Genomic DNA, 11396 nt, shown 5'->3' with positions numbered 1-11396 from the left:
GCCAAGGAGAGTGTGATGGATGACGTCAAAATCGTAGGCACGCTGGACGTGACGCAGCTGGTTTTCTACGCGTTCGTCCTCTTCTTTATCGCCCTGGTGTTCTATCTGCGCCGCGAGGATCGGCGCGAGGGCTATCCCACCGAAACCGAAGACACCGGCATGCCCGACACGATGGGCGGGCCGCTGAGCCGCGCGGCCCCCAAGACCTTCGACCTGCCGCACGGCCAGGGCACGGTTTCGCCCGATGGCGAGCGGCGCGAACGGGTCGACCTGCCCGCGAAGCGCGCCTTCGGATCGAACGGGGCACCCTATGTGCCCACCGGCGATCCCTTCGCCGACGGGCTCGGCCCGGCCGCCTGGGCGGAGCGGATGCACACGCCCGACCTTACCGCCAGCGGCAAGCCGCGCATCGTGCCGCTGAGCAGCACGGATCACGTCAGCGTTTCGCCGCGCGATCCCAATCCGGTCGGCATGACGGTGATCGGCGCCGACGGCGAGACCGCCGGCACGGTGACCGAGGCGTGGGTCGACATGTCCGAGCACCACATCCGCTATCTCGAGATCGCGACCGATGGCGCCGGCCAGGTGCTTGCGCCGATGGCAATGGCGAAGATCCGCAGGGGCAAGGGCCTGATCGAAATCGATGCAATTACCGCGGCGCAGTTCGCCAACGTGCCCAAGCCGATCACCCCGGGGCAGATCACGCTGAACGAGGAGGAGCGCATCGTCGCCTATTTCGGCGGCGGCTACCTCTATGCCGATCCCCGGCGACAGGAGCCGATCATATGAGCAACCAGCATTCGATGTCGCAGATCCCCACGCTGGGGACACCGCAGAGCGACGAGAAAATCCTCTGGCAGGGCAAGCCCGACCTCGGGACGCTTGCACGCACAGCCTTTCACACGCGCGCCGTGGGGGCCTACTTCCTCGTCCTCATTGCCATCGCACTGGCCTTGGGCAGCATCGGCGGGGCGTTGCTCACCGGTCTCGCGGGCCTGGTGACCATGGGCCTGCTCTATAGCTTTACCTGGCTGGCCAGGCGCACTACGACCTACATCCTCACCGATCGCCGGTTGATCCTCAACATCGGCATGGCGATCGAGAAATCGGTCAACCTGCCTCTCAAGCGGATCGGGGCCGCGCACCTGACCGACCGCGGCGCGGGCTTCGGCGATATCGCGCTCGAGCCGACCGAGGGCCGGAGCCTGGGCTACGCCATGCTGTGGCCGCACGCGCGGCCGCTGCGTTTCGCACGCCCGCAGCCGATGCTGCGTGCGCTGCCCGAGGTCGCCGATGTCGCGCGCAAGCTCGCCGAAGCGACCGCCGCCCATCGCGACATCGCCCTTGCCGAACCGCGTGATCGCAAGTCTTCCGCACCGGCACCGACCGGCGGCAAGGAGGCGCTGGCATGAGCGGGCACGCCCATCTCGACGCGATCCCCAGGGAACCGCTGGTGATGATCGCCTTGCTCGTCCTGTTCACGGTCGCCCTCGCCTCGGCGGCCAGTTTCGGCTTCATCGCCAAGGACGCGGTGCCCAGCGAAGCGCGCGCGGCCGCCGGGGTCGAGGCGGTTGCCGAACGCAAACTGTATTTCCACGACGAACGCGACGGCGGTGTACGGATCGAGGATGCGGAAACCGGCGCACTCGTCTCGTCGATCGCACCCGGAACGGGCGGCTTCATCCGGACGACCTTGCGTAGCCTGGTGCATGTCCGGCGCAGCAAGGGCATCGGTGCGGAGACGCCCTTCGTACTCACCCAATGGGACAACGGGACGCTGTCTCTCAGCGACAGCGAAACCGGCAATAGCGTCGAACTGGGATCCTTCGGGCCCGACAATCGCGCGTCTTTTGCCGTCCTGCTCGAAAGGAACAGCGCATGATCGGCCGCACCAGATTCGATACCCCCTGCCACATCGCGATCGAGCAAAGCGACGAGCATTTCCATGCTCATGTCGAGCTCGAGGGCGACGTCGCGATCTATCCGGGAGACAGCGTGCATGTGCACGGCGCACCGATCCAGATCGCGTTCGGCGAGCGGGCCAGTTTCGACCGCATGGCCACTGTCACCCGCGCCGGCCCGCTGACACGCGCCTGGACCAGGATCGCCGCCTATTTCGATTTCGCCGAACTCTACGAAGTGAGTTTCAACCCCGGGAGCCTGAAATGAACGCCCATACTGCAATCGCAGCGAAGCCCGACACCATGGCGATGGCGCAGGAAGACACGGTGCTCAGCCCGCGTTTCTACACCACCGATTTCGCCAAGCTCGACGCGATCGACGTATCGCCGGTGCGCAGCGAATGGGACGCGCTGATCGCCGAGATGGTCAGCGACCCGAACAAGAAGCATTTCAAGCGCGATGCGAGCTTCGATGGGATCATCAATTCGCTCGAACCCGAACTGCGCGCCGAGTTCATCGATTTTCTCGTCAGCTCGCTGACGGCCGAATTCTCCGGCTGCGTGCTCTATGCCGAAATCGCCAAGCGTTCGAAGAATCCCGATGTAAAACAGCTGTTCAAGCTGCTCGCACGCGACGAGAGCCGCCATGCCGGCTTCATCAACGATACGCTGAAGGATGCGGGCATCGGGATCGATCTGGGTTTCCTCACGCGGACCAAGAAATACACGTTCTTCAAGCCGAAATTCATCTTTTACGCGGTCTACCTGTCGGAGAAGATCGGCTATTCGCGCTACATCACGATCTACCGCCAGCTCGAGCGGCGGCCCGACTTACGCTTCCACCCGATCTTCCAGTGGTTCAAGGAATGGTGCAACGACGAGTTCCGCCATGGCGAAGCCTTCGCCATGCTGATGCGGTCCGATCCCAAGCTGCTGACCGGCCTCAACAAGCTGTGGGTGCGGTTCTTCATCCTTTCCGTCTACGCGACCATGTATGTCCGCGATCATGCGCGACCCGCATTCCACAAGGCACTCGGGCTCGATCCGACCGAATACGACTACCAGGTGTTCTCGATCTGCTCGCAGATCAGCCGCCAGGTCTTTCCGGTCGAAATCGATACCGACGATCCGGCCTTCCGCGCCAAGATGGATCGCCTGCTCGCCGCCAGCCGCCGGATGGAAGCGGGCAAGCGGCGCGGCGGCGTTGCGGGGCTCGCGCAGCGCGTGAGCGGCGCGCTGGGCTGCGCCCGCGCCTTTGCCGGCATGTACTTCCACCGCGCGCGGAGCAACGACCTGCCCCAGAGTGTCAGGCTGCAACCCGCATGGTAAGCTGGTCCGGCCATGTCCTCCCGGTGATCGTCACCGTCGCGATCTGGTTCTTCGCCACCGGCCTCATCGCCTGGCTCGACAATCGCGACCGGGCGACCTTCCCGCGCAGCCTCGCGCTGGGCGGGCTGGCCGGGGTTGCCGGCCTCGTCGCCATTCTTGCCGCGGCGCAGTCGGTATCGGTCGGAGCGGTCTATCTGTCCTTCGTCGGAGCGCTGCTGGTCTGGTCGTGGCACGAACTGGCCTTCCTGACCGGCGCTGTCGCCGGGCCGCGCCGGACGCCCTGCCCTCCCGATGCTTCGGGACTGGGACGGTTCGCGCATGCCAGCGCCGCAGTGCTGCATCACGAGATCGCGCTGGCGCTCACCGCGCTGCTGCTGATCGCATTGACGTGGAGCGCGCCCAATCAGATCGGCGCTATCGTATTCGTGCTTCTGTTCGCGCTGAGGCTCAGCGCCAAGCTGAACATGTTCGTCGGCGTACCCAATGCCAGCACCGATATCCTGCCGCCCCACCTCGGCTATCTGACCAGCTATTTCGGTCCCAATCGCTTTACCCTGCTGCTGGCGGCGACGCTGGCGGCAAGCGTCGCGCTTGCGGCCTGGCTCGGCTGGCAGGCGATGGCGGCAGAAGCAGGCAGCGCGCAGATGGTGGGCGCAAGCCTGCTGTTCGCGCTCGCCGCCCTGGGCGTGATCGAACATCTGTTCTTCGCGCTTCCCCTGCGCGACGGCGCCCTGTGGGGCTGGGCGCTGCCGACCCGCAAATCTGCCGCCACCAGCGTGAACACCGCTATTGAAAACGGAGTGACCTGACCATGGATTTCGATGCCTTTTTCGAGCAGCAACTCGACGGCGTTCGCGAGGAAGGTCGCTACCGCGTCTTTACCGACATCAAGCGCCATCGCGGCTCTTTTCCCAAAGCCACCCGCTTTATCGGCCAGGAAACGCAGGCCGTCACAGTGTGGTGCTCGAACGACTATCTCGGCATGGGCCAGCACCCGGTGGTGCTCCAGGCGATGCACGAAACGCTCGACGAATGCGGCGCCGGGGCGGGCGGCACGCGCAATATCTCGGGCACCAACCACCACCACGTTCTGCTCGAACGCGAACTGGCCGATCTGCACGGCAAGGAAGCCGCGCTGCTGTTTACCTCGGGCTATGTCTCGAACTGGGCGGGTCTCGGCACTCTGGCGAACAAGATCCCCGGCTGCGTGGTGTTTTCCGATGCGCTCAACCATGCCTCGATGATCGAGGGCATTCGGCATTCACGCTGCGACTACAAGATCTGGACGCACAACGATCCCGAGGACCTCGACCGCAAGCTGTCCGATTTCGGACCCGATGTGCCCAAGCTGGTGGCGTTCGAAAGCGTCTATTCGATGGATGGCGACATCGCCCCGATCGCCGAGATCCTCGACGTGTGCGAGAAGCATGGCGCGATGAGCTATATCGACGAGGTCCACGCGGTCGGTCTTTACGGCCCGCGGGGCGGCGGTGTGGCCGAACGCGAAGGGCTGATGGACCGGATCACCGTAATCGAAGGCACGCTGGGCAAGGCGTTCGGCGTGATGGGCGGCTATATCGCCGCTTCGGCCGACCTGGTCGATTTCGTGCGGACCTTTGCCAGCGGGTTCATCTTCAGCACCGCCCTGCCCCCCGCAGTGGCGGCGGGTGCCTGCGCCAGTATCAGACACCTCAAGCACAGCGACGCCGAGCGCATGATGCAGCGCGACCGGGTAGCCACGGTGCGCCGGCGCCTGGATGCGATCGGCATCCCGCATCTCGACAATCCGAGCCACATCATCCCGGTGATGGTGGGCGATGCGCACAAGTGCAAACGGATCAGCGACTGGCTGATGGACAATCACGGCATCTATGTGCAGCCGATCAACTATCCGACTGTCCCGGTGGGCACCGAGCGACTGAGGCTGACCCCCTCACCCGTCCACGACGATGGCGACATCGACAGGCTGATAACCGCGCTCAGCGAAATCTGGTCGCAGTGCGAACTTGCCCGGATGGCAACCGCCGCCTGAGCACGCTTCGCGCCAGACCCGGGAACGGCATCCTTCGGCCGCCCGTTGTAAAAGCAGGCCGCAAGAGAATCTGCGACCGAAAGGAAAGATAGACCATGGATACAGGGGAACTGCTTCCCGGCCTCTCGCTGATGACTTTGATCATCGGCGCGGCAATATTGGCCATTCTCTTCGCGCTGTTCATGCGCAAGCGAAAGAACCGCCATCCGATGGACACACCCGAAGGCGAGGCGGCCGAAGAAATGCGGCGCCGGCAAGCCGAAGAAAAGCGCGGCGAGGACGATCGCAGCAAGCTTTGAAGGCCGCTTTCGCTCCCCTTACCGTGGGGGCAGGTCCGGCGGAAACGAGAAAGGCCCGGAGATGCCGATTGCGGCAAGTCCGGGCCCTTATCCATAAAATGGCGTTTGCGCGTTACTGCGAGAGCATTCCCTGCGCTTCCGCCTCGTCGAAAATCTCGCCGAATTCGCGGCCCGCAAGGCCGGGATGCGACACGGCACGCGCCGCTTCGAGATTATCGAGCTTGCCGTCACCCTCGACGATGATGAGGCCGATCATGCCCGCCGAATAATGCGGCACGCACTGATAGCCGTAGATGCCGGGCTTGGGCACAACATATTCGACCGGTTGGTTGATTTCGCCTTCCCAGCCACGCGTGCCTTCGGGGATCATCCCGGCAATCGATGACGACTGGTGCGTCGGGTCGGTGGGAACGAAGCGGATCGTGTCGCCGACCTGCGCCGTGATCAGGCGCGGCTTGAACACCTGCATGCCGCTACCGTCCGGATCGCGGGTCAGCATCTGGATTTCGATGACGTTACCGTTCGGCTCGACTTCCGGCTCCTGAGCGGGAGGAGGCGCGGCTTCGGTTTCGGCCGCGGCAGGTTCCGGAGCGGCAACCGGCTCGGCCGGTTCTTCGTCGGCGCGGCTACCGCAGCCAGCAGTTGCGACGAGACACGCAAGCGCGAAACCACCAGTAAGAACACGAGATTTTCTCATCCATTCCTCTCCTAAACCCAATTCCCCATTCGTCGACCGGAACATAGACGCATTGTCGGGCAAATCCCAGCCTAATCCTTGGAAGAACTCTTTGCGGCACCTTCGGTTTCCCCGATGACCCGTTTTCTGATCTGCCCGACCAGAAGATACATCGCCAGGACGACGATCGGCGTGGCGATCGCAAGCGCAAGATCGATCCTGTCACCGTCCGGGAATGCCGAAGCACCCTTGAGAACATAGGCTACGAGCCCAATGAAATAATAGCTTGCGGCGATGACCGACAGGGCCTCTACCAGGTTCTGCAAACGAAGCTGGAGGTTGAAGCTGCTTTCCATCGAACGCAGCAGATCCAGGTTCTGCGCTTTGATCCGCGTATCGATCCTGGTGTTGAGCAGGGCGATCGCATCCCCGCTGCGTTCTGACAGCCGCCGCAGCCTTTCGACAAAGCTCTCGCAAGTGCGCATGCCCGGAACGAGCCGTCTTTCGGTGAATTCGGTCAGGTCCTGATAGCCCTCGTGCGGGCGAACGCAGAGGCTTTCGAGCCGGTCCATCGCGATTTGGGCATAGGCTCCGCTGGCACTCAACCGATATCCGCTGGCCACGCGGATGCGCGCCAGCTCGGCGGAAAGCAACGACAGGTCGCTAAGCAGCTGGTCATCGCCCCTGTGATTGTCCTCGCCCAATTGCGCCGATTCCTCGGCAAGGCGCGCCTCCAGTTCGCTGAGTTCGGGCATCAGCCGTCGTACCTCGGGCAGTCCCAGCAAGGCGAGGTTCCGGTAATTGCCGAGTTCCTGCAAGCGCTGGATGATCCGCCCCAGTTCACCCGGCCTCGCATCTCCGGCAGTCAGTAGCAGCCGGCCAAAGCCGTCATCGCGAATCCGGAAATCCGACCAGATGGTGACCCCCGCATTGACTTCGCAGCACACCAGATCTTCGGATTCGAATTCCATTTCGGGCAGTAGTTTGCGGGCCCGCTTCGCGTCGCGCTCGACGAAAATCTTCGTCGCCCGCACGACCACACCGGGCCAGTCGAGTAGCCATTTCGAAGCTTCCTCGAAGGCGCTGCTTTGCCCTTCGTGCGAAATGACCGTCAGCGTGGTCGCCTCGGTATGCCGCTCCCACAGAAAGGTGAGATTTTCGTTCAGCGCGATCATGGCGTGTCGCGCTTCCGGATCGAACGTGCCACCATGGGTCCGGGCGAGCTCGGTGAGCCGGGTGGTTTCGGCTTCGCGGAGTTCCTCCTCGACGAGCGAAACCATCTGGACCAGACTGGCGGGCGCCGCGACCGGCGCGAACCGGCGCAGGTGCATTTCGCGCACCAGCTCGCGGCGCAGGGGATGCTCGAGGAACTCCACGGACCGTAGCGTTACATCATCGCGGGCCGCGGGGAAACACATAGGGATTCTGCCCACAGGCGATACGTGGCAACGATCCCGGGAACGGTCCTTGCGCCTAACTTTCTGTTTCGGGCCGGGGTTCACCTTCATCTGCGAATGGGCGGTAGGGCGGAACCATCCCGTGCCGCCTGCCGTTTAGGTTCTTCGGTCGCGTCGCATGCTCAGGGCAACCAGATGAACTCTATGCGCAAGCTAATCCAGCGGCGGCAGCCATCACGGCAGTCTAGGCTCCCGGTTTCGGCCTCCGCCCAATTCATCGACGCGCTGTCCTGAACGTGGCGCAGGCGCATCGCGTAACGGTGTGGTTCGATGGCGCCTGCCCGCTGTGCCGGCGCGAGATCGCAATCATGCGCCGCCTCGACCGCCGCGACAACATCGCCTTCGTCGATATTGCCGAAGGCGAGAATGCGATCTGCCCCGTCGACCGCGCAGAACTGCTTGCGCGGTTCCACGCCCGGGAGAACGGAAAGCTGCTCTCCGGAGCCGCCGCCTTCGCTGCGATGTGGCGCGCGATCCCAATGCTGCGACCGCTTGGCCTCGTAGCGAAGAACCGTATCGTCCTGCGCATGCTCGAGCGCATATACGGTGCATTCCTGCGCTACCGGCCGCGATTGCAGCGCTGGCTTGTACGAAGGTCCGCCTGACTACGCGAATACCTCTCGCTCTCAGCGGCACGCTAAAAATTTTCGTCACCGTCGGATTAAAGCCGGCGCATGGTCCGTTTCCCCTTCAAGCAGGCGATGGATACCGCCTGCGCCATGAAGGAGAAAAGCCATGAAGACGAAGACCATCCTCCCGCTGATCGCCCTCGGCATGGCCGGCGCCGCAAGCGCTGCAATCCCCATGCTCTACGAAGAGCAGGTCGCGCGGGCAGAGGAAGAGCTGATCCTCACCAGCCCCATAGCGGGTATCGAGAACAGCCTGTGGTTCGATTATCGCATCGACGTGGTCGAGGCCCAGAAAGAGCTGACCAGCGACCTGCGCCGCGCCAGCGATATCGAAGACCAGCGCGATGCCTGGTCGGAATATGCGCACGAACTCAAGCACGAGCGCGAGGACTATGTCCACGACATGGCCAAGCGCGGCTATCGCCAGGGCACCGTTCATATCGTGAACTGATTGCCCCAGTCCTCCCGGCGACCCGTCCCGTCCCTCCCCGGATGGTCGCCAAACGCGAAGGATCGGCGCTCCCTGGCGTCGGTCCTTCTTCTTGTCGGGTATGGCAGGGATTGCCGCACGAGGCAGCGCGGATCAGCGCCAGCCGCTGGCTCGCGCTTGTGCCTCGCCATCGGCATCGAGCGCCGGACCATCGGCCATCTGCTGGGCGCGCTCGAGAATGTCGCCCTCGCTCGCGCCGGCCATGCGATAGTCGGTTGCGGCACCTTCGGAGCCTTCGCCCAGCGCTTCGAGCTTCCAGCCCGTTGCATCCCGGCACGCAATCCCACTGCCCTCGCTGCCGCTGAAGGCGCGACAGAAATCGCCGTCGCCGTCGCGGAAGCTGAGCAGGATGCGCGTTTCGGCACCCGGCTGCTGTTCGGCCACGAGCTGGCTGTCGAGCACGCCTGCAAGCTGCGCATCGGCATAGCCTTCGGGTGCACCGCCGCGCGGCAGGAACACTGCCAGCGCCAGCGTGGCGGCGATCGCCGGTCCGGCAATCCAGCTCCAGCGCGGCAGCGTGCGCCGCGTCTGGCGCTTCTCGCGCGCCACCGCGAAATCGACGACCTCGGCCGGCTTGGGCGCCAGCTGTGCTGCCAGCGCCTCGGGTACCGGCTCTTCGGCAATCGGTGCGAAGTGCCCCGACAGCCTGGCCTTAAGCGCCCGATGGGCGTCGACCTGGCGCTGCAGTTCGGGATCGGCAGCGACCGCGGCGGCCACTTTGGCCTCCCGCTCGCTCGAAAGCTCGCCATCGACATAGGCGGCTATATCTTCGCGCGAGATGGTCATGCCTTCTCTCCCAGCATTTCGAGCAGCGCGTCGCGCCCGCGCACGAGCCGCGAATTGAGCGTGCCGACGGGGCAGCCGACGATCTCGGCCGCCTCCTTGTAGGCATAGCCCTCGACCATCACCAGCAGCACGGCTTCGCGCTGGTCGGGTGGCAATTGCTGCATTGCGCGGTCGACCATCGACAGTTCGACAGCCGATTCCTGCGCACCTTCGCCGCCGACGGACAAGCCTGCCTCCTCGGCCACGAATGTTTCGCGGCGGCGGGTGGTCGCCCGGCCTTCGTCGATCCAGAGATTGCGCATGATCCGATACATCCAACTGTCGAGCCGCGTGCCATCCTGCCACTTGTCGCGATTGGCGAGCGCGCGCTCGATACTCATCTGGCAGAGATCGTCACCGTCGGCCGGATTGCCGCACAGGCCGACTGCGAAACGTCGCAGCCGGGGCAGCATTGCCAGCAAGTCCTGCTCGAACGATGGGTTCAGCGTCTTCTGCCTTCCGTGGATTAAACGGATGACCCCACCCGTTTCATCCATGCTTAATGCGAATTGGGACAAAGAACGCAACCGATGCTCAGAATTTCCCTGATTTCCTTGGTTTTGGCGGCACTGGCCGCTCCGCTTGCCGCGCAAGTCGCACTCCCCAGCGTGCAGGCTCCGCGCGTGGGCGACGTGTTGGGACAGGTCGGCGAGTTCGCCGACGAGACGCTCGACCGCACCAGCCGGACCGCACGCGAACTGGCACGCGACCGCTTGCGCAACATCGACCGGCTGGTTCGCCGCCATCGCGATTCGATCGCGCTCGATGCCCGCGGCGAGCCCGCGCGACGCGGCGAACTGCTGTTGCTCGATGCCGAAGCGGGCCAATTGGCGCAAGCCGGTGCGGCTGGATTCGCCGTGCTGGAAACCGTTTCGGTGCCCGAGCTCGGCATGTCCGTCACGCGGCTGCGTGTACCCTCGGGACTGAACCTGGGCGAGGCCGAGCGGGCCCTATCACTGGCGCTGCCTTCGGCGACGATCGCGCCGGACAATCTCCACTTCCAGTCAGGTGACACGGGCTCCGTACCGCTTGCCTTTGCAGCCGCGGGCAGTGGCACACGCGGTGCGGCAGTGGGCATGATCGATGGCGCACCGGGCAGAGCGGTGCCGGTCGCCGCCACGCGCGGTTTTGCGCAAGGTGCACCCTATCCAAGCAATCACGGCAGCGCGGTCGCCTCGCTGCTCGCCTCGCAGCATTCGGGGCCGATCCGCGTGGCCGATGTCTATGGCACCGACAAGGCGGGCGGCAACGCGCTCGCAATTGCTCGCGGGCTCGGCTGGCTGGTGGGCGAAGGCAGCCGCGTCGTGACGATCAGCCTCGTGGGCCCGAAAAACCCGGTGCTCGAGCGCGCGATTGCAGGGGCGCGCAAGCGCGGCGTTGTGGTGGTCGCGGCGGTCGGCAACGATGGTCCCGCCGCCCCGCCAGCCTATCCGGCGAGCTATAACGGCGTGGTGGCAGTGACCGCGGTCGACGGCAAGCGCCGGGCGCTGCTCGAGGCGGGTCGCGCGCTGCATCTCGACTATGCCGCGCCCGGGGCCGACATTCGTGGGCTCAACGCGAAGGGCAAGCGGATCAAGCTGCGCGGAACGTCCTTCGCGACCCCGCTGGTCGCCGCGCGGCTGGCGCGGGCGATCGGCGCGGGGCGGAATTGGCGCACGGCTCTCGATGGCGAAGCCGAGGATCTGGGCAAGAAAGGCGCGGATCCCGTTTATGGGCGCGGACTTGTCTGTGGCTTCTGCAAGGGTCGCTGAAAAAATT

General features: G+C 64.6%; 15 protein-coding genes. 11 read left to right on the top strand and 4 right to left on the bottom strand.

What is annotated here, in order from left to right; genetic code table 11:
• Positions 1 to 15: 15 nt before the first annotated feature.
• From puhA to ACQY4G_RS10270, 8 genes are all read left to right on the top strand, one after another.
• Positions 16 to 789, top strand: a complete 774-nt coding sequence (gene puhA, locus ACQY4G_RS10305; RefSeq protein ID WP_421990735.1) for a photosynthetic reaction center subunit H — start codon at positions 16 to 18, stop codon at positions 787 to 789.
• Positions 786 to 1412, top strand: coding sequence for a photosynthetic complex putative assembly protein PuhB (gene puhB / locus ACQY4G_RS10300; RefSeq protein WP_421990733.1), 627 nt, complete (start codon positions 786 to 788; stop codon positions 1410 to 1412). The genes puhA and puhB overlap by 4 nt, the downstream gene beginning before the upstream one ends.
• Positions 1409 to 1882 (top strand): photosynthetic complex assembly protein PuhC, encoded by a 474-nt coding sequence (gene puhC / locus ACQY4G_RS10295; RefSeq protein WP_421990731.1) that lies wholly within the window; start codon positions 1409 to 1411, stop codon positions 1880 to 1882. Before puhB ends, puhC begins: the two co-directional genes overlap by 4 nt.
• The gene (locus tag ACQY4G_RS10290; protein ID WP_067695083.1) at positions 1879 to 2169 is read left to right on the top strand and encodes a hypothetical protein; all 291 of its coding nucleotides are present in this window, start codon (positions 1879 to 1881) and stop codon (positions 2167 to 2169) included. The genes puhC and ACQY4G_RS10290 overlap by 4 nt, the downstream gene beginning before the upstream one ends.
• Positions 2166 to 3230: a magnesium-protoporphyrin IX monomethyl ester (oxidative) cyclase gene (acsF, locus tag ACQY4G_RS10285; protein ID WP_421990729.1), complete on the top strand. Its 1065-nt coding sequence runs from the start codon at positions 2166 to 2168 to the stop codon at positions 3228 to 3230. The genes ACQY4G_RS10290 and acsF overlap by 4 nt, the downstream gene beginning before the upstream one ends.
• The gene (puhE, locus tag ACQY4G_RS10280; RefSeq protein WP_291178808.1) at positions 3224 to 4039 is read left to right on the top strand and encodes a putative photosynthetic complex assembly protein PuhE; all 816 of its coding nucleotides are present in this window, start codon (positions 3224 to 3226) and stop codon (positions 4037 to 4039) included. Before acsF ends, puhE begins: the two co-directional genes overlap by 7 nt.
• A gap of 2 nt (positions 4040 to 4041) precedes the next feature.
• Positions 4042 to 5262: a 5-aminolevulinate synthase gene (hemA, locus tag ACQY4G_RS10275; RefSeq protein WP_291170672.1), complete on the top strand. Its 1221-nt coding sequence runs from the start codon at positions 4042 to 4044 to the stop codon at positions 5260 to 5262.
• A 95-nt stretch (positions 5263 to 5357) separates the two neighbouring features.
• Positions 5358 to 5561, top strand: coding sequence for a hypothetical protein (locus ACQY4G_RS10270; RefSeq protein ID WP_067695068.1), 204 nt, complete (start codon positions 5358 to 5360; stop codon positions 5559 to 5561).
• Positions 5562 to 5673: 112 nt separating this feature from the next.
• Here ACQY4G_RS10270 and ACQY4G_RS10265 read toward each other — a convergent pair whose 3' ends face one another.
• The gene (locus ACQY4G_RS10265) at positions 5674 to 6258 is read right to left on the bottom strand and encodes a pseudoazurin (protein WP_421990727.1); all 585 of its coding nucleotides are present in this window, start codon (positions 6256 to 6258) and stop codon (positions 5674 to 5676) included.
• A gap of 71 nt (positions 6259 to 6329) precedes the next feature.
• The gene (locus ACQY4G_RS10260) at positions 6330 to 7613 is read right to left on the bottom strand and encodes a DUF3422 family protein (RefSeq protein WP_421990725.1); all 1284 of its coding nucleotides are present in this window, start codon (positions 7611 to 7613) and stop codon (positions 6330 to 6332) included.
• Positions 7614 to 8002: 389 nt separating this feature from the next.
• Between ACQY4G_RS10260 and ACQY4G_RS10255 the strand changes: the two genes are divergently transcribed.
• Together ACQY4G_RS10255 and ACQY4G_RS10250 are read left to right on the top strand one after the other, a co-directional pair.
• Entirely contained in the window at positions 8003 to 8299 is a 297-nt protein-coding gene (locus ACQY4G_RS10255) for a DCC1-like thiol-disulfide oxidoreductase family protein (protein ID WP_421993616.1), read from the top strand.
• 130 nt (positions 8300 to 8429) lie between these two features.
• Positions 8430 to 8774: a hypothetical protein gene (locus tag ACQY4G_RS10250; protein WP_291170663.1), complete on the top strand. Its 345-nt coding sequence runs from the start codon at positions 8430 to 8432 to the stop codon at positions 8772 to 8774.
• A gap of 132 nt (positions 8775 to 8906) precedes the next feature.
• On the opposite strand, the gene ACQY4G_RS10245 is transcribed toward ACQY4G_RS10250, so the two are convergent.
• Both ACQY4G_RS10245 and ACQY4G_RS10240 read right to left on the bottom strand, forming a co-directional pair.
• Entirely contained in the window at positions 8907 to 9599 is a 693-nt protein-coding gene (locus tag ACQY4G_RS10245) for an anti-sigma factor family protein (protein WP_421990723.1), read from the bottom strand.
• A complete protein-coding gene (locus ACQY4G_RS10240; protein ID WP_425061746.1) occupies positions 9596 to 10135 on the bottom strand; it encodes a sigma-70 family RNA polymerase sigma factor in 540 nt (179 codons plus the stop codon). Before ACQY4G_RS10240 ends, ACQY4G_RS10245 begins: the two co-directional genes overlap by 4 nt.
• 33 nt (positions 10136 to 10168) lie before the next feature.
• Here ACQY4G_RS10240 and ACQY4G_RS10235 point away from each other — a divergent pair, with 33 nt between their 5' ends.
• On the top strand, positions 10169 to 11389 hold the full coding sequence (locus tag ACQY4G_RS10235) for a S8 family serine peptidase (protein WP_421990719.1): 1221 nt from the start codon (positions 10169 to 10171) through the stop codon (positions 11387 to 11389).
• The last annotated feature ends 7 nt before the right edge of the window (positions 11390 to 11396 follow it).

It is taken from the genome of Qipengyuania sp. (genome assembly GCF_965277845.1).
GTDB lineage: Bacteria > Pseudomonadota > Alphaproteobacteria > Sphingomonadales > Sphingomonadaceae > Qipengyuania.
The sequence above is the reverse complement of the archived record's forward strand: the minus strand, read 5'-3'. Positions and strand labels throughout refer to the sequence as shown.